15 protein-coding genes and 2 tRNA genes are annotated in these 23,001 nt (G+C 51.2%); 5 read left to right on the top strand and 12 right to left on the bottom strand.

Going from position 1 to position 23,001, the window contains the following annotated elements:
• Positions 1–73 precede the first annotated feature (73 nt).
• From rraA to ppsA, 3 genes are all read right to left on the bottom strand, one after another.
• The gene (rraA, locus tag HCH_RS09655) at positions 74–568 is read right to left on the bottom strand and encodes a ribonuclease E activity regulator RraA (RefSeq protein WP_011396025.1); all 495 of its coding nucleotides are present in this window, start codon (positions 566–568) and stop codon (positions 74–76) included.
• A 91-nt stretch (positions 569–659) separates the two neighbouring features.
• Positions 660–1,337, bottom strand: coding sequence for an NAD(P)H-binding protein (locus HCH_RS09650; protein WP_083769744.1), 678 nt, complete (start codon positions 1,335–1,337; stop codon positions 660–662).
• A 112-nt stretch (positions 1,338–1,449) separates the two neighbouring features.
• The gene (gene ppsA / locus HCH_RS09645) at positions 1,450–3,780 is read right to left on the bottom strand and encodes a phosphoenolpyruvate synthase (protein ID WP_420794874.1); all 2,331 of its coding nucleotides are present in this window, start codon (positions 3,778–3,780) and stop codon (positions 1,450–1,452) included.
• Positions 3,781–4,207: 427 nt separating this feature from the next.
• On the opposite strand from ppsA, the gene ppsR reads away from it, so the two are divergent.
• Positions 4,208–5,026 (top strand): posphoenolpyruvate synthetase regulatory kinase/phosphorylase PpsR, encoded by an 819-nt coding sequence (gene ppsR / locus HCH_RS09640; RefSeq protein ID WP_011396022.1) that lies wholly within the window; start codon positions 4,208–4,210, stop codon positions 5,024–5,026.
• A gap of 68 nt (positions 5,027–5,094) precedes the next feature.
• Here the strand turns inward: ppsR and HCH_RS09635 are convergent, their stop codons facing one another.
• Complete coding sequence (locus HCH_RS09635; RefSeq protein ID WP_011396021.1) at positions 5,095–8,028, bottom strand: insulinase family protein; 2,934 nt, start codon at positions 8,026–8,028, stop codon at positions 5,095–5,097.
• A 202-nt stretch (positions 8,029–8,230) separates the two neighbouring features.
• Positions 8,231–8,692 (bottom strand): methylglyoxal synthase, encoded by a 462-nt coding sequence (locus HCH_RS09630; RefSeq protein WP_011396020.1) that lies wholly within the window; start codon positions 8,690–8,692, stop codon positions 8,231–8,233.
• A 117-nt stretch (positions 8,693–8,809) separates the two neighbouring features.
• On the opposite strand from HCH_RS09630, the gene HCH_RS09625 reads away from it, so the two are divergent.
• From HCH_RS09625 to HCH_RS09610, 4 genes are all read left to right on the top strand, one after another.
• On the top strand, positions 8,810–9,334 hold the full coding sequence (locus HCH_RS09625) for a hypothetical protein (protein WP_011396019.1): 525 nt from the start codon (positions 8,810–8,812) through the stop codon (positions 9,332–9,334).
• A gap of 152 nt (positions 9,335–9,486) precedes the next feature.
• Complete coding sequence (locus HCH_RS09620) at positions 9,487–10,848, top strand: PEGA domain-containing protein (RefSeq protein WP_011396017.1); 1,362 nt, start codon at positions 9,487–9,489, stop codon at positions 10,846–10,848.
• A gap of 63 nt (positions 10,849–10,911) precedes the next feature.
• Positions 10,912–12,051, top strand: a complete 1,140-nt coding sequence (locus tag HCH_RS09615) for a response regulator (RefSeq protein ID WP_011396016.1) — start codon at positions 10,912–10,914, stop codon at positions 12,049–12,051.
• Between the two features lie 151 nt (positions 12,052–12,202).
• Positions 12,203–13,054: a 6-carboxytetrahydropterin synthase gene (locus HCH_RS09610; protein ID WP_041598552.1), complete on the top strand. Its 852-nt coding sequence runs from the start codon at positions 12,203–12,205 to the stop codon at positions 13,052–13,054.
• Positions 13,055–13,082: 28 nt separating this feature from the next.
• Here the strand turns inward: HCH_RS09610 and HCH_RS09605 are convergent, their stop codons facing one another.
• The 7 genes from HCH_RS09605 to HCH_RS09570 all read right to left on the bottom strand — a co-directional run bounded on the left by HCH_RS09605 (position 13,083) and on the right by HCH_RS09570 (position 22,653).
• Positions 13,083–14,957 carry an MFS transporter gene (locus HCH_RS09605; RefSeq protein WP_011396014.1) on the bottom strand — a complete coding sequence of 625 codons (1,875 nt, stop codon included), beginning with the start codon at positions 14,955–14,957 and terminating at the stop codon, positions 13,083–13,085.
• 1,001 nt (positions 14,958–15,958) lie between these two features.
• A complete protein-coding gene (locus HCH_RS32230) occupies positions 15,959–17,248 on the bottom strand; it encodes a hypothetical protein (RefSeq protein WP_011396013.1) in 1,290 nt (429 codons plus the stop codon).
• A 116-nt stretch (positions 17,249–17,364) separates the two neighbouring features.
• Positions 17,365–17,440: transfer RNA gene (locus HCH_RS09590), tRNA-Glu, on the bottom strand.
• A gap of 8 nt (positions 17,441–17,448) precedes the next feature.
• A tRNA-Ala gene (locus HCH_RS09585) sits at positions 17,449–17,523 on the bottom strand.
• A gap of 67 nt (positions 17,524–17,590) precedes the next feature.
• Complete coding sequence (gltX, locus tag HCH_RS09580; RefSeq protein WP_011396011.1) at positions 17,591–19,096, bottom strand: glutamate--tRNA ligase; 1,506 nt, start codon at positions 19,094–19,096, stop codon at positions 17,591–17,593.
• Positions 19,097–19,224: 128 nt separating this feature from the next.
• A complete protein-coding gene (locus HCH_RS09575; protein WP_011396010.1) occupies positions 19,225–21,699 on the bottom strand; it encodes a bifunctional diguanylate cyclase/phosphodiesterase in 2,475 nt (824 codons plus the stop codon).
• A 15-nt stretch (positions 21,700–21,714) separates the two neighbouring features.
• Positions 21,715–22,653 (bottom strand): polyamine ABC transporter substrate-binding protein, encoded by a 939-nt coding sequence (locus HCH_RS09570; RefSeq protein WP_158304945.1) that lies wholly within the window; start codon positions 22,651–22,653, stop codon positions 21,715–21,717.
• Positions 22,654–23,001 lie beyond the last annotated feature (348 nt).

The following is a 23,001-nucleotide window of genomic DNA, read 5'->3' as shown; positions in this document are numbered from 1 at the left end:
TACGGAACCGTATGCCCGGTGGTGTGAGAGGACGGGGGAGGTAACTCCCCCTCCTACTCGATCCACAGGCGGTTTATTGCTCTTGGGGCATGCTTAGCGGCTCAGGAGATACTATCACGCCATTGTTGTCTGCGTAGACATAATGTCCGGGTTTAAATGTGACGCCGCCAAATGTAATGTCCGCATTCAAGTCACCGATTCCCCTCTTATCCGTTTTCATGGGATGAGTACCTAATGCTTGAACCCCAAGATCCGTTTGGCGAATAACATCTACATCCCGGATACATCCGTAGATAATAATTCCCTCCCATCCATTGGCCGCCGCTTTTTCCGCCAGCATATCACCCAAGAGCGCCGCCCTTTTGGAGCCGCCGCCATCCACTACCATAACCTTCCCATGCCCAGGTTGATCCACCTGCTGCTTGACCACAGAGTTATCCTCAAAACACTTAACCGTCACAATCTCTCCGCCAAATGAGCTTTTGGCGCCGAAATTTTGAAACATTGGCTCAACCACGCTAACCAACTGTGGATATGCGTCGCATAAGTCCGGAGTGACATATTTCACTTATTAGTTCTCCCTATTTTTATGAAAGTGCAGAGGGCATTATTAAAAGGCTTTTACCAAAAAACTTAAACGGCCGAGGTCGTCTTTTCTTTCACAAAGACCTTTGCAAATCATCGGACTCAAGCGTCAGAATGGACGGCCTGCTCCGGGTTAAAGCTTCTTCCGCCTCCCTGACCAGACGAAGCGCCAGTTTATTTGCTTCCAGTCCGGCATATTTTCTGAGCGGCCCTTGCATAAGGGGATTCAGCCATGCCGCAGCTTTAACGCCCACCCCTTCCAAAAATCGCGACTCTTGGCGCTCACCGAGCAGCAAAGAGGGCCGGAAGATCGTCACAAAAGGAAAGCCTTCTTCCAGTATTGCCCTCTCTGTCTTTCCTTTAACGCGATTGTAGAAAAACAGGGATTTTTCTGACGCCCCTAGAGCCGACACCAGCAAAAAGTGAGTGGAGCCACCACGCCTCATAACACGAGCCGCAGCAACAGGGTATTCATAGTCGACCCGCTTAAACGCCTCCTGACCACCCGCCTTTTTCATCGTTGAACCCAAGCAACAAAACACATCGTCTGTATGTGTATCCGCCAGCTCCTGTTCCAATCGATCAAAATTAACCACTTTCTGCGTCAGCTTCGAGTCATCCACCTCAATAAGACGACGCACCACCGCAGTCACTTGCGCGTAATGCGCCGATGCAAGTAAATGACGAAGACATAGCCCCCCGACAAGACCACTCGCCCCCAATATCAAAGCACTGCGCCCTCCATCCATCATTTAGTCTCCTTTGCATCTTTTCTTGAGCCGCCTCTGACGAGAAAGCAAACTTTTACCTTAAGCGCAAAAAGCCGGCTTATAGCCGGCTTTGCAAACATATCCAACGCTGTGGTTACGCGTGCTTTTCCGCCAGGAAGAACCAGGTATCAAGCACAGAGTCAGGATTCAACGAGACGCTATCGATGCCCTGATCCATCAGCCACTTGGCGAAATCAGGATGATCGGATGGACCTTGTCCGCAGATGCCAATGTATTTGCCAGCGTTTTTACAGGCCTGAATAGCCATAGACAGCAGACGCAATACCGCATCGTTACGCTCATCGAACAGATGCGCCACAATACCGGAATCGCGATCCAACCCTAACGTCAGCTGAGTCAGGTCATTGGAACCGATGGAGAAACCATCGAAGTATTCCAGAAACTGTTCGGCCAATAGCGCGTTGGCGGGCAGCTCACACATCATAACCAGACGCAGACCGTTGTCGCCGCGACGCAGTTCATTTTGTTCAAGCAGCTCTACCACCTGTTTGGCCTCTCCCACAGTCCGCACAAACGGAACCATGATCTCCACGTTAGTGAAGCCCATTTCATTGCGCACTTTCTTCAGCGCGCGACACTCCAGCTCAAAACAGTCGCGGAAAGAGTCCGAAATGTAACGGGAGGCGCCACGGAAGCCCAACATGGGGTTTTCTTCTTCCGGTTCATAGATAGTGCCGCCAATCAGATTAGCGTATTCGTTGGACTTGAAGTCAGACAGACGCACGATGACGCGCTGCGGGTAAAACGCCGCCGCCAGCGTGGAGATACCTTCGACCAGTTTTTCGATGTAGAAGTCGACGGGAGACGAATAGCCGGAAATGCGCTTCTCCACGACCTGCTTAACATCGCGAGGCAAGGTGTCGAAATTCAGTAACGCTTTGGGGTGCACACCGATCATACGGTTGATGATGAACTCCAAACGCGCCAGACCCACGCCTTCGTTAGGCAGCGCCTGGAAGTCAAAAGCGCGATCCGGGTTACCAACGTTCATCATGATTTTGAACGGCAGTTTGGGCATGGATTCAACGCTGTTTTTCTGCAGCTCGAAGTCCAGCAAACCTTCATAGATCATACCGGTATCGCCTTCGGCGCAGGAGACCGTCACATTGACGCCATCCTGCAACAGTTCGGTGGCGTCTCCGCAACCGACCACCGCAGGGATACCCAGCTCACGAGCAATAATCGCCGCATGGCAGGTACGGCCGCCGCGATCGGTCACGATGGCGGACGCACGCTTCATTACGGGTTCCCAATCCGGGTCGGTCATATCGGTGACCAACACGTCGCCGTCCTTAACCTTATCCATCTCAGAAATATTGGTGATAACGCGAACAGGGCCGCTACCGATTTTCTGGCCGATGCTACGCCCTTCACACAGCACTTTACCCTTCTCTTTTAGCAGGTAGCGCTCCATAACAGCGGAAGCGCGGCTCTTAACGGTTTCCGGACGCGCCTGTACGATGTACAGCTTGCCGTCATCGCCGTCTTTCGCCCACTCGATATCCATCGGGCGGTCATAATGCTTTTCGATAACCAAGGCCTGACGGGTCAGCTCGTAAATTTCCGCGTCGGTCAGAGAAAACTTGCCGCGGTCTTCCTGATCGACATTTACGGTCTGCACGGATTTGCCCGCGGAGCCGTGATCGCCGTACACCATCTTGATAGCTTTGCTGCCCAGATTGCGACGCAATACAGCTGGACGACCGGCTTCAAATGTAGGCTTATGAACATAGAATTCATCCGGGTTAACAGCGCCTTGCACCACAGTTTCACCCAAGCCATATGATGCCGTGATGAATACAACATCTTTAAAGCCTGACTCTGTATCCAGGGTGAACATAACCCCGCTGGATGCAGATTCACTGCGCACCATACGCTGAATACCTGCGGACAGAGCCACGTGACTGTGTTCAAAACCATGGTGTGCGCGATAGGAAATAGCGCGATCATTAAACAAAGACGCAAAAACTTCTTTCACTGCGTGTCTGATGTTGTCGACGCCGACGATATTCAGGAATGTTTCCTGCTGGCCTGCGAAAGAGGCGTCCGGCAGGTCTTCTGCAGTGGCGGAGGAACGAACCGCCACCGCCATATTCTGATTGCCTTCTTGCAGTTTGGCGACGCCAGAGGCGATCGCTTCATCCAACTGCCTGGGGAAAGGAGTGTCTGTGATCCACTGGCGAATACGGGAACCGGTTTCCGCTAACGCTACCACATCGTTCACATCCAACTTGGCCAGCTCATCATGAATACGCTTATCCAATCCCTCAGTCTGGAGGAACTCACGATAAGCGTGAGCGGTAGTGGCGAACCCCAACGGAACGGTAACTCCGGCGTGAGCCAAGTTACTGATCATCTCGCCAAGTGAGGCGTTCTTTCCCCCCACTTTGTCGATATCGCCCATACCAAGGCTTTCAAACCAAATGATGTAATCTTCCAAGGTGCTTCTCCCTAGTCAAATCATAGCGTTTGGCGTCAAACTACGAAGCATGTCGCAAATCATAGCTCAGCGGCGCCACACAGTTGTAACCGTTTACCGAGATAACTACAAGTAGCAGCCATCCCTATGATGTTTATGCCTAATCTTATTTGTGATTCACTTTATAAGCGACTTATCCGGCGTAGTCTAGCATCTGTATACTGGGCTCTGCACCCAACAATACAGGAAGACAATTAGCAATTAGGCGATTACGATCAAGTCTTTCAAATACAGCATTCCAAGCCAGTCTTGTTGGCGGCGGGACTCGCAACAAAGGAAGCGTACAGATACATTTAAATCATAACTAATTATTACTTCCGCCTTTTATATGCTTTGAGCAGGTTAAAACTTCATGAAAAGAACCGCATTTTTTATATCCGACGGCACAGGCATTACCGCCGAAGCCTTGGGACAGAGTCTGCTGGCGCAGTTTGAATTCATAGAATTTGAAAAAATCACCCTGCCATACATCGACTCTCTGGAGAAAGCCCGCAAAGCCGTCGCCCGCATAGATAAAGCCTCAGAAATAGACGGCAATAAGCCCGTCATATTCGACACTATCGTCAACAGTGAAATCCGTGCGGAGATACGCAAAAGCCAGGGATATATGATTGATATCTTCGGCACTTTTCTGGAGCCCCTGGAACAGGAGCTGGGATCAAAGTCCACTTATACCGTTGGGAAATCTCACTCAATAGTGAGTAACTCTTCCTACAACCGCCGCATCGACGCCATGAACTATGCGCTGGAGAATGACGATGGCGCGCGGGTTCGCTACTACAATGAGGCGGATATTATATTGGTCGGCGTCTCCCGTAGCGGCAAAACCCCAACCTGCATTTACTTGGCGCTGCAATACGGCATCAAGGCCGCCAACTTTCCCTTAACCGAAGACGATATCTTGGATCAGCGCCTGCCGGAATCCCTGCGCAGCTATCGCGAAAAGATATTCGGCCTGACCATAGATCCAGAGCGTCTCGCCGTCATTCGTAATGAGCGCAAGCCCAATTCCAAATACGCTTCGATCAAGCAGTGTAACTATGAAGTAGAGGAAGTGGAGCTGATGTACCGCCGTGAGCGCATTCCTTATCTCAACTCCACAGACTATTCCGTTGAAGAAATATCCACTCGCATCATGATGATGACCGGCATCGAACGCCACATTCGCTGACAAAAAAAAGCCCCGGCGATCTGCATCGCCGGGGCTTTTTAAGACATCTTCGGTACGCGTGAAGCGCCTTATATCTTGTGAACGGTCAGGTTCAGTTTGTTGAACGTGTCTTTGGCGTTCTCTCCACTTACAACCGCCACGCTGGCTTCTTTGTTCAGCAGATAGGTTTTGGCCACCCTCTCCAAATCGTCCATCGTCACACCAAGGACGCGACGACGGAACTGCTTCCGCTGCTCTGCAGTACGACCGAACAACTCGCTATGGAAAGCCGACTTCGCCTCACCCGCCGGGGAGCGTGGTTTATCAATATTGCTGACTACGCCCAATACTGCCTGCTCCAGTTCCGCCGGGTCATGCTCCCGATTCAGCAACCAGGAAACAGATTCGTCAAAGTCGCTCAACGTTCCTTCTATCCGAGGATCACGGTAGGAGTAGAAACGGAATACGGAGTTGGCGTTGTCCTGCCCCGCCCCCGCGCCATAAGCGCCGCCCTGCTCACGAATCGCCCGGTGCAGGAAGCCGTTGCGCAGGTAGTGGCCTAATACGGTCAAGGCAGCGGCGTCCGCATGATCGCTGGGAACGGTAGCGTAGACTTTGGCGCAGAAACTTACCTGGCTATTGGTGATCCACCCCACCTGACAATGCTCTCGCGTGGAAGGCAGGTTAAGCAGGCTTACCTGGGAATCATTGGCCACATCCCCCCACTCTGCAAATACGGTCTGATTGAACACATCCAGGTTAGCCGGCTCCGCAACGCTCAGGAATTGCGCCGGATTGGCGATAAGTTTCTGGTGCAATTGCTTCAAGCTGTCGGCGAACGCTTGCAGTTTGGCTTTATCTGCAAATGACTTATCCAATGCTTTGATCCATTGAATACCAGCCAGGCCGCCCGTACGATGACCTATCGCCCCTGCAGGACTCAAGCGGCTGGCCGCCGCCATCATCGCCATACCGTGACCATTGCTGGTGACGCCCTGCTCCCGTCTTGAAGCCAACAAGGCCACCAACTCTTTAATACGATCAAGTTCATCAAAGCGGGGCTGATACAAGAACTCCTTCATCAAACCAATCAGCTCGGCCTGATTGCGTTGCAACGCCTTGCCGGAAACAACCAGAAAACCTTTACACTTCTGTTCATCCGCCACTTCGCCGCGTATTTCCCAATAGCAGGAAACGCCGCCAGTGTAGGCGGACTGACGCTCCTGCATTTCCAGATAGGAGCGCTCGCCAGCGCCGACTTCCGCCAGACAGAAGGTCAACAGCGGCAACAGCGACAACTCCTCATCACTCAGATCCGGCAATGGCAAAATAGCCTGATGATAGATTAAACCGTTAGTCCCTTGAGCATAGGCCGTCAACGGCAAAGCGCCTTGAGCCTTGACCGGTTCGGGAATCGCAATATCCAGAGGAACGTCGTCCAGGCCCACCTTAGGAAGAATATCTTCCGGGTCTTTTTGATTCTGACGCTCGTTCAACGCTTGCGCCTGTGCGACGATTTTCTGCTTCTCTTCATCCGACAAACGGCTCTTAACCGCCTGTAATTTAGCGTAGATATACTTTTCCCGCTGAGCTTCCAATTGCGCATCCGGGGCTAATGTCAGGGTAATGCGATGAGGGTTATCCAGCAGTAGCTCTTTCACCAGAGTTTTAATGTATTCCGGGTTCTTGATGCGCTCCCGCAGTTTCACCAACACCGGATCAATATCCAGTAATTCCGCAGGGTCCACGCCTTGCAGCGCAGGGGACATGGCCGCCAGAATCAATTGCAGGCCGTAAGGGTACGAGTCTCCGGAAATTTCACGCTGGCTCAGTTCCAACTGGTGCAGCACTGCTTCCAGTTTTTCCAGAGGCACGCCTTCCGTCGCCACTTTTTCCAGCACGCCCACGACCAAAGACTCAAACGCCGCCGCGCGCTCAGGCTCAGAGCCTTCTATTCCGCACACAAACGCCATTTCTTTATAGGAGTCTTCCAAGCCGCAAAGGCCAGAGGGCGAATGGCCCAAATCTGTAGTCTCCAACGCTTGCATCAGCGGCGAAGCGCTGTTTTCCAATAGAACATTAGATAGCAGGTGAGCTTCCAGGTTGCGCTCAAGATCGCTGCTCGGCGTCAGCAACCAACCCATGACGATGTGAGACTTGGAGGCGGACTCTTCTTCCGCCGCCAGCGGATAGGCTTCTTGCACGCGAATCGGCGAGAAGTACCGTTTTTCATCACTGATGACGGGAATATCGTCAGAACGTTCAAACTGCTTCAACGCCTTGTCTTCAAACACTTTCTGCAGCTCATTCGCCGGCAGGTCGCCAAAGGTCATGAACACCGCATTACTGGGATGATAATGCTTACGATAAAACTGCAGCAGTTGTTCGTGAGTCAGGTCAGGGATGTGGTCAGGCTCGCCGCCACTGTTGTAATGATAAGTGGATGTCGGGTACAGATATTTGGTGACCGCCCCCCACAATTGCGACATCGGCGAACTCATAGCGCCTTTCATCTCATTGTAGACAACGCCTTTATAGACCAAATCGGACTCAGGGTTTTCCGCTTCCTCGAATTCAAAACGGTGTCCTTCTTGCGCAAAATCCAGCTCATTCAGATTCGCGAAAAACACGGAATCCAAATAGACATCCAGCAGATTAAAATAGTCTTTGCGATTTTGACTGGCGAAAGGGTAAGCCGTCCAGTCGCTGCTGGTGAAAGCATTCATAAAGGTATTTAATGAACGCCGCGTCATCATGAAAAACGGATCGCGCACGGGGAAATTCTTGCTGCCGCACAGCGTCGTATGCTCAAGAATATGGGCGACGCCAGTGGAATCCGTCGGCACCGTGCGTAACGCAACCAGAAATACGTTTTCTTTTTGCTCGGAACTCAAGTGAAAGTGCCTGGCTCCGGTTTTCAGATGCCGGAATTCCTGAAGCTCAATTTTCAACGCATCTATTTTGCGTCGGCTAATGCATTCAAATGTGGGATGGGCGATATCCAAAGACAACGAGTCAGACATTTATTTCCAGCCAATCTTTTACGAGTGTCGAGTTAGTTTTAGGTCCTTGCGCTGCCCTGCTGAAGACGGTCGGACAAGTTCAAAACCACTTCTCCAGAGAGCAACAATTGAAACAAGTGTAACAGAGAGAACAGATATTTACCGAATGCCGCGCTAGACATATCTTTCTATCTCCTCGATTGCGCATGCCTATTGCAGGCCATCAATTACCAGGGACATCCCGGCTGAGATAAGAGTCGAAATCAGGACGTTGCGGCAGGAATTCTTCAAATAAGTTCGAGTTGACCAGAAAATCAGCGGTCGCCGAATTGCAGGCGCTAGGCACATTCCATAATGTGGCCAGACGCAACAGCGCCTTGATATCCGGGTCATGCGGCATCGGCTCCAGCGGATCCCAGAAAAATATCAGCAAATCAACTTTTCCCTCTGAGATCAAAGCGCCTATCTGCTGGTCTCCGCCCAGTGGGCCGCTATGGCAGCGCTTAACGTCCACTCCCGTTTTTTCAGCAATCAATTTTCCAGTCGTGCCCGTCGCGTAGACTGTACATTTGTTCAGTTTAACGCTATTTTTTTCCACCCAGGCGATCAGGTCGGCTTTTTTGTTATCGTGAGCGATAAGAGCGACACTGGTGACGCCCTTGGGGCGATTTACTTGATCTGTCATGTAGTTACATCCACTATTTCAGACTTTATTCTATACATGCTAAAACGCTGACATCGGCAGATCGGATGTAGCTTTTTATACGAATATGTCAGAACCCAAAGGCAAAGACCAGACTCTATGACAAGCGAAAACAACAACGAAACGCCGCCGGGCGAGTCTCCAGCTCCAGCTCCAGCTCCAGCTCCAGCTCCAGCTCCAGCTCCAGCTCCAGCTCCAGCTCCAGCTCCAGTAGAGATTGAAGCCTATTGGGTGGAACGCAAGCGCTATCTCAATGAAATCAAGAAAATCCCGGAACTGCGCATCCGCTATATAAAATCAGCGCTCATCTATTTACTGCGGCGTTTTCTGTGGTCCTTTACGTTCTTTCCTATATTCATCGCATTCTGGGTGCCCCTGGTGCTGTCCCGGTTCAACCCGGTGGCGATGGTTCAGGACATCCTTCCCAGTCTGCAGTCATTCGTTGAAGCCAATCCACAGAGTCAGGCGGCGACGATTGAAACTTTATTCATCGCCTGGTTTTCAATTGGCTTCACCTTCGCAGTTTTTGACTTCATACTTACGCCCTTCAAAAGCCCCTATGAATATGAGGCGGATGTCCATATGCGCGCCTGGGAGGAGTTGCAAACTCGCAACAAAACTTAACAAGGACAGACATTTAGCGTGAGCCAATACCAACAGCAATGTGACACTATATGCATTTAATAGAAGCCGTGACCTATTTGGTTACAATCAGCCGGATTAAGGGCTAAGATGAATTACAATTTATTCATGGGTTGATAGGCAAGGTAGTAATAATGGTCGATCTGAGACCACTTTTATTTATCAATGCGCTTGTCCTGATGCTGCTGGTGACCGCCGGCTTCGCCCATAGGCAAGATATCAACATACCGGCGCTGGCGGATAGCTTATCTCCCGCGACCGAGCGCAGGGCAGGCGATATTAAAACTACCGATTACGGCACGCCCATCGGCAGTGCGGACCTCAGCGCCCAGCTGGAAAGTTTCCGTTCTACCGAAAACGCGCCGGGGGAGTCGCTGGAAGAGGCCATTCTGTTCGTCGACCAGTTGACGCCCGAACAGCAACAGGCGCTTGAAGAATCTAACGCAGCGCAAGATCCTGAGAGCGGCGAGCTTCTGGCTTCAGCGGACGCGGATCAAACGCTCTCCTTACCACAGCAGGTTGTTGCGAAAGAAACCCAACCGTCGCCTTCCCCCGCAACGCCAGAAACCGGCAAGCTGTTTATCCGTTCAAATGTCGCCAATGACAATGTTCTCATTAATGGAAAGCCCTATGGGGCCAGCGCCGTCGAAGTAGAATTGCCCGCTGGAGAATACGACATAGAAGTAAGCAAAGAAGGCTACAAAACCTTTCGCAATAAGATCGATCTCGCCCGAGGCGATTCCCGCACCGTCAGCGTGACGCTGAATCCCATAACGGTTGTGGAGTATAAAGATGGCGTCTGGAAACACGGCGTTGTAACCGGAGAGGGAACCTATGTCGGCAAAGATGGCTCCCGCTACCAGGGAGAGTTCGTCAACAAGCTGTTTCATGGCAAAGGTTCACTAAAGATGGCCAACGGCGCGGAATACAGCGGTGAATGGAATGAAGGTCGCAAGCACGGGCATGGCTCTTTCAAACAGCCTAACGGCGACCTGTATGTCGGCGACTTCAGAAACGACCAGTTCAATGGCGAAGGCGCGCTTACGCTGAAAAGCGGCGACATCTATACAGGATACTGGGTTGATGGAAAACTGAACGGCGAAGGCACGTTGACTGGCAAAAACGGCATGCTCTACGTTGGCGGTTTTTCCGAAAGCAAATATCACGGCTCCGGTTCGCTGACGTATCCTGACGGAACTCATTATGAAGGAGGCTTCGCCAACGGACAGTTCCAGGGTAAAGGGGAACTCATTTACGCGGACGGCAAGAAGTACACCGGACAGTTCTTTGAAGGGAAATTTCATGGACAGGGGGAATTACTGAACCCCAATGGCAGTAAAATTAGCGGTACGTTTAAATTCGGCAAACCATACGGACTGGCGACGCTGACGACGCCGGAGGGCGAGATATTCACCGCCCGTAGCAGTAACCCCGGCGTTTGCTATCGCCTGAAAAGTTATAGAGCAACTCAATGCCCGCCTTTAGAAGGCTGGTAACAAACACCCAAAGTCAGCTATGTTAGCCCGCTGTGACGGTGACATTGGTATTTGAGGTACACCATGACAATTAAAACTGCGTTACTCGTTGACGACTCTAAAGTAGCAAGGTTTGCGCTCAGCAAGCTACTTGAGAACGTCAGCATGAACGTAAATCTGGCCGGCTCTGCGGAAGAGGCGCTCGATTATTTGAGCAAGAACTCACCGCCTGACGTGATATTTATGGATCACTTAATGCCGGGTATGAACGGGGTGGAAGCCTCCAAGGCGATCAAGTCCAATCCGGACACCGCCGCCATTCCGATCATTATGTGCACGTCGAAAAAGTCCAAGGAATTTGAGGACGCAGCCAAACGATTCGGCATTTACAACATTCTCACCAAGCCACCGCAAACTGATGGCCTGCACAGCATTCTGGAGCAGCTCAATCGGGACATCGAAGCAGGCAGTCTGACTTCAGCGCCGATTGATCTGACCGCCATGGATTTCGCCTTCAGCGACCATGATGTGGATGATGCGGAAGAAGCAACCGTCGCCAAAGTTAAAGCGAAAGAAGAGCCGCCGCCATCACCTCATGACGCCTTGCCCGTAAACGGAAAAGCTTTCAGTCTGCCCATAGAAATGATTGAACAGGTCGCCCGTTCTACGGTGAAAACCAGTCTGAATACACGCGTTCACGAATTACTGAGTGACCTGTTTGATGAGCAATACGCTCACCTCAAGCGCTTGTCGGAAGAACTACAAAACAGACATGATGAGCGTATAGAAACTTTTTATAGCCGCATTGAAAATCAAATTACCACCAGCTTCGCCGCACTCAAAGAAGAAGTGTCCGCAGAACTGGCTAGAGAAATCAGCCAAGAGCTGAATGAAATCAAGGAAGAACTCAAGAACGCAGCGCCGGCGGCGCCCGCCACAAGCGCCTCCCCCGCTATCACTCAGAAGCAACTGGACGAGCTGAAAGACCACATGACGACAGTGCAATCCATTGACACTGAGTTCTGGCAAACCCTGCAGGCGGAAGCCATCCAACAGGCTCATGATATTTCCCGCGAAACTGCGGAAGATATCGCCCAGCGTACTATTGAGCTATACGCGGAATCGCAGCGTAGCGCCAGTAATAAAGCTTATATGATCGCTTTGTCGATCAGCATTGGCGTATTCGCCGCAGGCGTCGCCTTCATCTCCGGCATATTCGGCTGATTGTTCTCCTGTCGCCTCCCGCCCCCACTCGTTGATTGGCGTGGCGGGAGAAGCCCCAGGAAAATACTCAACATTACTGGACTTACACGCTCTTAAGCGATATAACGCAGCATTAATTTCGCACACATAGCTCATTTTATAGCCACCCCTTATGAATCGTCTGTTTGTTGATCACCTTACCGTTCTTGATTTTTCTTACCTTCACCCTCTCCGCGGCATCGTTGGAGAAAGCTGGATTATGGATATTGAGCTTTCCGGCGATCTGGACGAACAAGGCATGGTGTTTGATTTCGGCGACGTCAAAAAAATCCTCCGCCAGGCTGCGGAGGATATGATCGACCACAAGTTGGTAGTCCCTCAAGATCTGCTGGACATGAATGTTGAGCAAAAGGGAGAGCGTATTGAAGTCAGTTGCGGCTTTCCCGGCGACGCCCAGTTTTACATCTCCTGCCCCGCAGACGCCATCGCCGCCCTCCCCCTGACGGAAATCGATATCGAGTCGGTGGAGCCTCTATTGACCAAACACCTGCAAAGCGTGGTGCCGGACAATGTGAAGAAGGTGAAAATCCGCTTGCGTGAGGAAAACATCCAAGGCGCTTACTACCACTACACTCATGGATTGAAAAAGCACGCAGGTAACTGCCAACGCATCGCTCACGGTCACCGCTCCAAACTGGAAATATTCGCAGATGGACAACGCAGCCAGCTTACCGAGTACCAGTGGGCCAAGAAATGGAAAGATATCTACATTGGTAGCTGGGAAGATGTCGTTCAAGAAGAAACCATCAATGGCGTTGAGCACATGCGCTTTAAATATACCGCCTCGCAAGGTGACTTTGAGCTACTCATGCCGAAGAAGCGCGTGTACATGATTGACACTGATTCCACAGTCGAGTGGATCGCGGAGCATATTGCTCAGACCCTGAAAAAACAGCGTCCGCAAAACTGGTTTACCGTGCGAGCATATGAAGGCGTAAAAAAAGGCGCTATCGCCGAACGTTAGCGCGCCCATATCGAAAAAGCGGAGCGGGTTATGCCCACTCCCCTCTTAAAGCTTTAACTTTCTCCTCCAACGCGTCTGATCTGATTTTTTCCGGCTCCCAGCTTGCGTCCGCAACCAACTCGACCTTAGACCAAAAACGCCGGGGCAGTTTAGCCAACGCCATACCATCCTTATGGCTAAAGAACGAGCCCCACAATCCTCTCAGCGCCATGGGCGTCACAGGCACTGGATTGCGCTGGACAATCAGCTCAATCCCCTTCCTGAACGCATCAATGTCGCCAGTCTTTGTCAGGCGACCCTCAGGGAAGATGCAAATTACTTCCCCATTCTCCAACGCCTCGCTAATCGCCTCGAAAGCGCGATGATAGGTATCCGGGTCTCTCTTTTCCGAGGTAATGGGAATCGTGCGCGCAAGCTTAAAGAACCAATGCAGTCCCGGCATTTCATATATGCCTTTATCCATGACAAAGCGTACAGGTCTACGCACAGCGCCCCCAATCAGCATCGCGTCGACGTAGCTGACATGATTGCACACCAGCACAACCGCCCCTTCTTCAGGGATGTTATGCAATCCTCGATGCGTAACCCGATACATCGTGTGGCCTAAAAGCCATATGCAAAAGCGCAATGCGAATTCCGGCACTTGCTTGAATATATACACGGCGACGACGGCGTTCATGATCGCAAGAACCAGAAAGTATTCAGGAATGCTGAGCCCGATGAACGTTAAGAAAACAATGGCGAAGGCCGCACTAAACACCATGAAGATGGCGTTCATGACATTATTCAATGCTATAACCTGCGCCCGCTTCTTCTCTTCTGAGCGCTCCTGAATCAGCGCATACAAAGGCACAATATAAAAGCCGCCAAACAGCCCGATGCACAATAAATCCAACAGCACGCCATAACCAGACGGATCGGCAAGAAATTCACCAAATGTTCGCAACTCAACAACATGGACAGAGGGGGTCGCAAAGTAGAGGTGCGCTCCAAATAAAGTCAGTCCCAGCGAGCCGATAGGCACCAGCCCAAGCTCCACTTTGCCATCCGACAATTTACTGCACAGCAACGATCCCGCAGCAACGCCGATAGAAAACAATGTCAACAATCCAGTGGCGACGGCCGGGTTCCCCAACAAATATTCTTTGGTGAAGATATTGAATTGAGTCAGATAACTCGCCCCCAAAAACCAGAACCAGCTGATAGCCATCACGGAAAGAAAAACTGCGCGATTGTCTTTTACATCACGCACCGTGCCCATCGTCTCAGTTACCGGGTTCCAATTAATACGCAATTGCGGATTAACTGAGTCCGCCTGCGGTATCGAACGACTGGCGACATACCCTATGATCGCACAGACAATAATGCCGCCGGCGATCAAGTTTACGCCGCCCTGATGACTAAACAAAACGCCTGCGAGGATAGTGCCGAATAAAATCGCCAAAAAAGTTCCCATTTCCACCAGCGCATTTCCCGCCAGCAACTCTTCATGCTTCAAATGCTGAGGGAGGATGGAATATTTCACTGGACCAAAGGCAGCCGACTGAACCCCCATCATAAACAGCAAAAACAGCAGCAGCGCCTTGGATTCAGTGATAAAAGCAAAGGCGGCCAGCGACATGAGCGCTATTTCCACCAGCTTGATGATCCGAATTAGTTTTCCCTTCTCAAATTTATCTGCGAGCTGTCCCGCCAGAGGTGAAAAAAGAAAAAAAGGAAGGATAAACAAACCCGCCGCCACATTTACCAGCGTTGCGCTTTCTTCTTCGCTCAGCTTGTATGCAAACAGAAGCAAGATACCCTGCTTGAAAAGATTATCGTTAAAAGCGCCAAACGCCTGCGTCAAAAAATACGGCAGAAAACGAATGGAACCAAGCAGATTAAACACGCCTTTATTAGCCATGAAGGAACTCCGCAGGGGCGAAACGCAATCGGATAACAGGTCGCTATCCGGCGATTTTTTATAACATTTTGTTTTAGCGAAGATTAGCAGCAGCGCTAACGGTGCGCCATGCAACATTCGGCAGGTTGCGCATAATTATCTACCGAGTATTGATATCCGCGTCATTCCATTATTAATCAGGCAGACAAATAGCTTCCTTCTATTTGTCTGCAACGACAGGGCCTGCACAGGTCAGGCCCTGTCTCCCGCGGCTCGCCGCCGCGCAGGCGCATCCATGCGCCTGATTATTAACATGCCAATATCATTGCCATATTAATAATACACAGGCTTGTTACAACCTTTCGGAGTTAAACCCACGTCTAATTAGCCCGTCTCCACACGTGCAGCAGCGGTTTTGGCAACCTCACACAGCATCTGGCATCTTGTAATTTTTTGTTAAGAAACAATTCGTTACCGAAATAAACAGAATCCCGTCACAGCCTTGGTTTAAACTCCATCGCAAATTAGGAGTTGGTATAAGGCGGTACCTACAGTGAAGTCCATGTTATTTGCTGGATTTGCATCAATTTTGTCTGCTTGCGTACGTAATAAATCCTTACTCACACTCACAGGCGCTATCTTTCTGACAACTATAGTTACTGGTTGTGGCGGGGGTGAGGGAAGCTCTCAGTCAAGCTCAGGCGCCAACGGTGTATATGTACTCTGGGACGCGCCAGCCACTCGTGAAGATGGCACGCCATTGGCCGCCTCAGAGATAGCAAGCTACCGGATTTACCACAGCTTCACTCCTTCCAAAGCATCCAGGAACAACAAAGCCACGAACAACGACGAGTGGAAATCAGTGAAGGTTCCAGCTAGCAGCGACTCCTATTACTTCGACAACCTCGAGACCGGCGATCATTATTTCGCAGTCACCGCTATAGATACCCTTGGAATTGAAAGCGAACCCTCACAGATTCTCCCCAGAACCATTCGCTAACCAGTTTTTACACACTTTCCCCTTAGTCCTTGTGTAAGCGCCGCTGTAGTTTTCGGCGCTCTTCTTCCATTCGCGTCAATAGCTGCTCAAGCGGTGATTTAAATTTCACTGTAGCTGGGGCCATCGCTTCCAAATATTGTTTCTGCCGCTCTCTAAGCTCATTAAGCCTGGCGAGAACATCCTGCATCCCGAGCAGAAAGCTTGAACCCTGGGCGCCATCTGAGGACGCCTGAGCGCCACCTAAGCTAAGCTCTGCTCTAGCTTCTTCGATAACCTCAGCAGAAGATGGCCTCATCCTGTCCGGCGCAGAATGGGCAAGGTCAATTTCCTGCAAAGTACGCACCTCGCCGCTTTCCATCAGCATAATACCCGTAGCCTTAGTACGACCCAGCACCCGCCCATAGTCTCCCACCAATTCAAACGAGTCAGGCGTCGAACCCAAATATATCGCGCCCACCCCCACCTCCTTCAAGGACAACAGTTGCTTATCGCCATTTTCTGAAGCCGCCCAAACGCGCAAGCTGGAGAAGACAGGGTCAGATTCATCAATCCAACGGTTGCCGTCCGCATCATAACGGGAGAGGTCTCCAAGACCATCGCCGCTATACGCCCCAAACACCTCACCTCCATTGTTGATTTCCCCATCGCCATTCACATCCAGCACCAGATAACCGCTACCCACGCCCAACTCTGCAATATCTTCCTGTAGCCCATCTCCATTCAGATCAAAACTGAAGGAGGTATTACGCAACGTCGCGGTCTCCGCCCCAAAATTCAACACCAATGGATCGGTCATCACTCTTGCGCTGATCAGAAGGCTAGATTGACTTTGGACGACGGTCGCGCGCTCACGAGTGAGGTATAAAGTGAACGAGATTTCCGTACCATCTTGTAGGTTGATCACACCCGAGGATACAGTTGTAGAGCTTTGCGACTCAGAGGTAAAGGAATAGCGGCTGAATGCAACAATAGCTTCACCTGCGACAGACATGCCGCCTATCGCCCCTCCTGCGATCACCCGCACCGCCTCCTCCCCCTGCAGTCCAACCTGAACGATTTGCGATAAGGTGGAGCTTCTGTCCAGCACCTCTGTCTGACCATCGCCAGAGAGCACCCTGGAGTACACCTGAGCGCTTTCAGATTGATTGGCGTCATAATTGAAATAAGACTGTCGCTGGCTAAGCAAATAAGAACCGGAAGCATCTACCGGCGAAGGTTGTGAGGAGACAAACAATAGACGTTCGCGCTCCAGCGTTTTTTCTTGTGCAGCACTCTGGTTGGCAAGCTGAATAGAAGAGGATTGGATCTGCATGAAGCCTCCGCCCAACAAACTGCAGTCACTAACAGGTTATCGGCGGCGGTGAAAAAAACTTCAACCTCAAAAGCATAAAAAAACCCTCATATCTTTCGATATGAGGGTTTTCGATTTGGCGTCCCCTAGGGGATTCGAACCCCTGTTACCGCCGTGAAAGGGCGGTGTCCTAGGCCTCTAGACGAAGGGGACTAGAAACTTGGTGGAGCCAGACGGGATCGAACCGTCGACCTCACGCTGCCAGCGTTGCGCTCTCCCAGCTGAGCTATGGCCCCGTGTCACAACGGAGGCGTATGTTAGAGAGATCCCCCCATTGAGTCAAGCGTTACCTTTGAAAAAATTCTAATTTTTTTCAGTCGCGTCGATAGCGGCTGAAATCTGAGCGAACTCTTTTTCCGCCGCCTTCAATCCTTTCTTGGACAACCCGCCCAACACCTCCAGCGCAAAACGCAGTCTGGCGCGAGTCATATCGGGCCCCAGGGTTTCCATGGAATCCACCACTGACCAGGAGTTTGGCGTACCAGCGATTGACACGAAAATCGGCATCATGAAGTCGCCCATTTTCACACTCATCGCTTTGCTGAGCGCTTTCAGGTCAGCGAAGATATTCTCTTTGGTCCAGTGACGCTGGGCTTCCAGTCGCCAGAGCGAATATTGCAACACCTTCTTGAGCTGCTCCTCCTCCAGTTTGGAGGCAGCGAAATCTTCCTGTTTAATGGGCAAATAACCGCTGAACATAAAAGCCGCCAAAGGAGCCACATCAGAGAATGTCTCCGCTCGGCTTTGCACATGAGGAATCATCTTGGCGGCGTAGTCATTATTGTATGACCAGTGCACCAGACGCTCCAGGAACTGAGTTTCGCTCAGATTCTCTCTCATCCAGAGCCCATTCAGCCAACGCAGTTTCACTATGTCAAAAACCGGTCCGCCAAGCGAAACACGCTTGATATCAAAGTTTTCGATCATTTGGTCCAGCGTGAACTTCTCGCTCTCGTCAGGCATAGACCAGCCCATCCGGCCCAGATAATTCAGCAGCGCTTCCGGCATCACCCCCAAACGCTCATAGAAATTAATGCTGGTTGGATTCTTGCGCTTGCTCAGCTTGGTTTTATCCGGGTTGCGCAGTAACGGCATATGGCACAGCGTCGGCATTTCCCAACCAAAATATTGATACAGCAACATATGTTTGGGCGCTGAGTTGATCCACTCTTCACCACGAATAACGTGGGTGATTTCCATCAGGTGGTCATCCACTACGTTGGCCAGGTGGTAAGTGGGCATGCCATCGGATTTCAACAGAATCTGGCAGTCGACCTGCCCCCAATCGATTTCAATATCTCCGCGCAGCATATCCTTCACAACACAGACGCCTTCATCCGGCACTTTCATCCGGATAACGTGAGGTTCGCCGGCAGCCAGACGACGCTTCACTTCATCATCAGGCAGCTCAAGATCGCCTTTAATCCCAGGCGGCAAACCTTGCGCTTTACGCTCTTCGCGAATGACATCCAACTCTTCCGGCGTGCGAAAGCAGTAGTATGCACGTCCTTTAGCGACTAATTCTTCAGCATAAGCGCGATAACTGTCTTTTCTTTCACTTTGACGATAAGGCGCATGAGGGCCGCCAACATCCGGCCCCTCATCCCATTCCAGCCCCAACCATCTCAAAGCGCTAAGAATGTCTTGTTCCGATTCCGTCGTGCTGCGGGCCTGGTCAGTATCTTCGATACGTAGAATGAATTTACCGCCGTGCTGACGAGCAAAGCACAGATTAAAAAGCGCAATATAAGCGGTTCCTACGTGAGGATCGCCAGTGGGAGATGGTGCAATACGGGTTCTTACCGTCATGGTAGCAGTTACCTGTTTTATATCTCAGTGAATCGGGCCCGATATAAGGCTCTAGCAATGTGAACGGGCATTATAAACATGGCGACGGCGGCTGCACACACCCCTAGGATGGTAAGTCAGGGAAGGAACTAAACTCTTATGCCGCCACGCTCGCCAGTAGGCAGGTCAAAAATTTTAATGCGATAATCCACTCTCACATCCTCTACGGGCGCCGCCTCTGAAAGATAGTGTCCTTGCGCCTGATCGGCGCCGACAGTAAGCGCCTGCTCCACCTGCGCACGGCTCTCCACGCCCTGCACCACCACTTTCAGCTCAAGACTGCGCGCCAAATCGCAGATCGCCCTCAGGACAACCGGGCTTTCTTTATCCACATACAATTCCTGCATGAAGTTTGGCGAGACTTTCAGCGTATCGATAGGCGCACGACGCAAAGCCGACAGTGAAGAATCTCCAGAGCCGAAATCATCCAGCGCCACAGACACCCCTCGCTCACGCAATCGATTCAGAAGAATCAACGCATCCTTGTTTTCCGCTTTTAATAAGTCCTCAGTAATCTCCAACTCCAGCGTTTCCCCTGGCAGGCCATAACGCTCAAGGCAATTACTGATCTCGCTGAGCACTTCGTTCATCCTTAAGTGATGCGGAGCCAGATTAAATGACACTTTGACATCGTTTCCGACATTTTGTTGTAGAGTTTTGATTGCGTTGCACACGGCCTCCAGCAACTGTTTGCCCAGTTCAATGAGATGCCCGGATTCTTCCGCAACAGAGATAAACTGCTCCGGCAACAAAACACCCAAACGGGGATGATTCCAACGCGCCACCGCCTCAAATTCCGTAGCAATGCCGGTTCTCAAATTAACTCGCGGCTGCAGGTATACGGTAAATTCCTTCACTATCAACCCGTCCTGGATATCTCGCTCCAGCTGCAGACGTTTTTCCGCCGAGGTATTAAGGGCGTGCGTAAAGAACCGAAAACACGCCCCACCCGCCTGCTTCGCCTCGTACATAGCCAAGTCCGCGCTTTTCAATAACAACTCAGGAGTCTGCCCGTCCACCGGATATAAGGCGATGCCGATACTGACCGACATGGAGACGCTGTGTTCATCCAAGGTAAAAGGATGATCAAACGATGCAAGAATGCGAGAAGCGACCAGAGAGACTTGATGCGCTTTGCGAATGTCCCTCAGCAGCACAGTGAATTCATCGCCGCCGGTGCGCACCAGCACTCTGTCCATATCGCCAAACTCAGTCATGACCTGGCGCGCCACCTCATCGGAAAGACGCAGGCTGGCGCTGATCCGGTCGGCCACCTGCCGAAACAGCTCATCGCCGACTTTAGAGCCGTATGTCTCGTTGATACGCTTGAAGTGATCGATATCAATAAACAGCACCGCCAGCGCCTGATCCTGCCTACGGGTATAACTGACCGCTTTTTCCAAAATGCCGGAAAAAGCGGTTCGATTGGGCAACCCCGTCAGCGGATCCAAATTCGACAGGCCTTTCACACGTTCAATCTGCCCCCGCTGAGCGGAAGCCATTTCCTCGAATTCCGCGCTGAGGCGGCTGAGCTCATCGTTACTGTCGAACACCCAGGCGATCTCCGCCCCGCTGCGAAATGCGGCAATCTGACGTTGGAGACGGTTAATCGGTTCCAACAACAGCTTGTTTAGCTTCGAATAAATCAACAGGAACGCCACAATGATTACGATGACAATAAACCACCCCAATGCAATCAGTATTGGCGTCACCATCCGGTCCACCACCTCCTCTGTGACGATGCCCGTAATAAAAAGCTGTTCATTTACGCGGTAGAAGCCTCCCAGATAGTCCTGCCCCCTCAGAGTAAATCCTCTCAACCGCCCGATACCCGAGGTAATAATCTGTTTAACCAGAGGCGCCCAGAGCTTCAGCTCCTTATCATTTAGAAAATAAGACTCTCCCTGGGGATCGCTGATCACTACGTACCCTTCCGGGTTATTCAGCTTTTTACGCAACATCTGCAACACATCCTCGATCCGCATTACTACCAGCAGATAGCCTTTGGTCAGGTCGGTCGTCCCCAAATACTCCACCGCCTCGTTGCGGTGATCTATACGCTGCGCCTGCACATACTCGATGTATCCGCCCTCTTCCACGAAAAACAATTGTTCCGCGTAGCTCGGACGCTGAGCCGCCACACGTTCGATAAAATCCTGGTATTTAGAGGGAACTTTGGGGTCCTCGGCATCTCTTGAATCAATGCTGCCGTCCGGCAATAGCAAAGCAATATCGACATATGAGGGAAAGGCTTTACGGTAGTCGGCGAATAACCCAAGCAACGCTGGCTGCATGACTTTGTAACGCACCGTATCAGGGAGGTTCAGATAGCGGCGAATAATGTCATTGGAGACGAACAGCTCCAAGTTGGCGCGAGCGGAGCTAAAATCCTTATTCAGTTCATCACGCCCGCTACGCAAAGAGAGATCTAGCTGATGCTCCAGTATGCGCATGGTGTTCTCGCGGATATAAAGATATGAAAGACTGCCAAACATAAGCAGCGGCAAGACAATGAAAGGCAGGGTAAATAGAAAGATGCGCGCTCTTAACTGCAGTTTTAGCATGGCGGCGTATCCATTCTAACGCTTTATCGAACGAAACATCTGATTGCGCAATTTTAACACCTCCGGCGAAATGACTTTGTATGTATCCACCTTATCCATCACGTCTTTCGGCGGGTAAATGTCAGGATTTTCCAGATGCTCTTTTGACAACTTAGAGGCCGCCGCTTTATTCGCGGAGGCGTAATGTAGAGACTCAGATAGCTTGGCGGCGTTTTCCGGGCGCAATAAAAAGTCGATAAATTGATGCGCCTCCTCCTTATGCTGGCTTTTCTTGACAACGCCAATGTAGTCCACCCACAAATTGGCGCCTTCCGCCGGCGCCACAAACTCCACTCTTGGGTCCAGTTCGTGTAACCCCACCGCATCTCCGTTGTACATCATGGCCATAACAATATGACCTTTGATCAGTTCCGAGTTCTCATCAATGAGCGGATAAGCGTAACCCGCCACGTAAGGCTTTTGCTGCTCCAACAACATGCCGGCCGCCTCAACTTGAGCCAAGTCCGTCGAGTTCATTGAATATCCCAACGCCACCAGCGCCATTCCAAATGCGTCAGCGGAATCGTCGATCACCATAATTTTTTGTCGCAGGGTATGATGAGGTTTAAAGAAATCCTGCCAACTGGAGGGAGGCTGCGGAAGCTTGTCGCTTCGATAAGCGATGCCGATCGTCCCCCACAACAGGGGCACGCCAAAACCCTCCACCTCTCCGAACTTCTCCATCCAGTGACTGTCCACATTGGACAGGTGAGGCAATAGCTCTGGCTGCAACGCATCAATCCATTCCGGAATGACGTACTCCCGCATGGATGCGCCGGCGCTGATAATCAAATCAAGCCCAACGCCCTGGGTTTCCGCCAGCAACGCTTGCTTGCTTTCATCGGAGGAGTAATAAAGTTCCCGCACCTGAACCCCCGTTTCCTTTTGAAAGGCGTCCAGTAACTCAGGAGGCATGTAATTCGCCCAGTTATACAAAACCAGTTCAACACTATCCGATCCCCTCACCGCAAGAGGATAGAGAAGGCTAACCCCCCAGATGGTCAACCATAGAATCAGTCGATGCTCCATGTCGGCGGTGTCTATCAGTTGTCCGAAATCAGTGTTTTTGCCCTACGCCGGGGACATGACAATATTTTGCCGGAAGCCCTAGCCGCTCTCTTTGAGATTAGCAGAAGCCTCGGATATAGAAAGAAAAAAGCCGGGTGACTCTCATCGCCCGGCTTCTTTAAAAGGATTCTTCCATTAGGCCTTGAACTCAGCGACCCATTCGCCGTTAACGTCAGGCCAGCATTGAACCAGCAG

The organism is Hahella chejuensis KCTC 2396, from assembly GCF_000012985.1.
GTDB classification, from domain to species: domain Bacteria; phylum Pseudomonadota; class Gammaproteobacteria; order Pseudomonadales; family Oleiphilaceae; genus Hahella; species Hahella chejuensis.
The sequence above is the reverse complement of the archived record's forward strand: the minus strand, read 5'-3'. Positions and strand labels throughout refer to the sequence as shown.

What these genes read in the sequence shown, in the direction of transcription:
- ppsA (WP_420794874.1), bottom strand. Translation starts at nt 3,780, where the DNA reads ATGGGCGATATCGACAAAGTGGGGGGAAAGAACGCCTCACTTGGCGAG.
- HCH_RS09615 (WP_011396016.1), top strand. Translation starts at nt 10,912, where the DNA reads ATGACAATTAAAACTGCGTTACTCGTTGACGACTCTAAAGTAGCAAGG.
- HCH_RS09605 (WP_011396014.1), bottom strand. Translation starts at nt 14,957, where the DNA reads ATGGCTAATAAAGGCGTGTTTAATCTGCTTGGTTCCATTCGTTTTCTG.
- HCH_RS09575 (WP_011396010.1), bottom strand. Translation starts at nt 21,699, where the DNA reads ATGCTAAAACTGCAGTTAAGAGCGCGCATCTTTCTATTTACCCTGCCT.
- HCH_RS09650 (WP_083769744.1), bottom strand. Translation starts at nt 1,337, where the DNA reads ATGATGGATGGAGGGCGCAGTGCTTTGATATTGGGGGCGAGTGGTCTT.
- HCH_RS09610 (WP_041598552.1), top strand. Translation starts at nt 12,203, where the DNA reads ATGAATCGTCTGTTTGTTGATCACCTTACCGTTCTTGATTTTTCTTAC.
- HCH_RS09635 (WP_011396021.1), bottom strand. Translation starts at nt 8,028, where the DNA reads ATGTCTGACTCGTTGTCTTTGGATATCGCCCATCCCACATTTGAATGC.
- HCH_RS09625 (WP_011396019.1), top strand. Translation starts at nt 8,810, where the DNA reads ATGACAAGCGAAAACAACAACGAAACGCCGCCGGGCGAGTCTCCAGCT.
- HCH_RS09570 (WP_158304945.1), bottom strand. Translation starts at nt 22,653, where the DNA reads ATGCCTCCTGAGTTACTGGACGCCTTTCAAAAGGAAACGGGGGTTCAG.
- gltX (WP_011396011.1), bottom strand. Translation starts at nt 19,096, where the DNA reads ATGACGGTAAGAACCCGTATTGCACCATCTCCCACTGGCGATCCTCAC.
- HCH_RS32230 (WP_011396013.1), bottom strand. Translation starts at nt 17,248, where the DNA reads ATGCAGATCCAATCCTCTTCTATTCAGCTTGCCAACCAGAGTGCTGCA.
- HCH_RS09620 (WP_011396017.1), top strand. Translation starts at nt 9,487, where the DNA reads ATGGTCGATCTGAGACCACTTTTATTTATCAATGCGCTTGTCCTGATG.
- HCH_RS09630 (WP_011396020.1), bottom strand. Translation starts at nt 8,692, where the DNA reads ATGACAGATCAAGTAAATCGCCCCAAGGGCGTCACCAGTGTCGCTCTT.
- ppsR (WP_011396022.1), top strand. Translation starts at nt 4,208, where the DNA reads ATGAAAAGAACCGCATTTTTTATATCCGACGGCACAGGCATTACCGCC.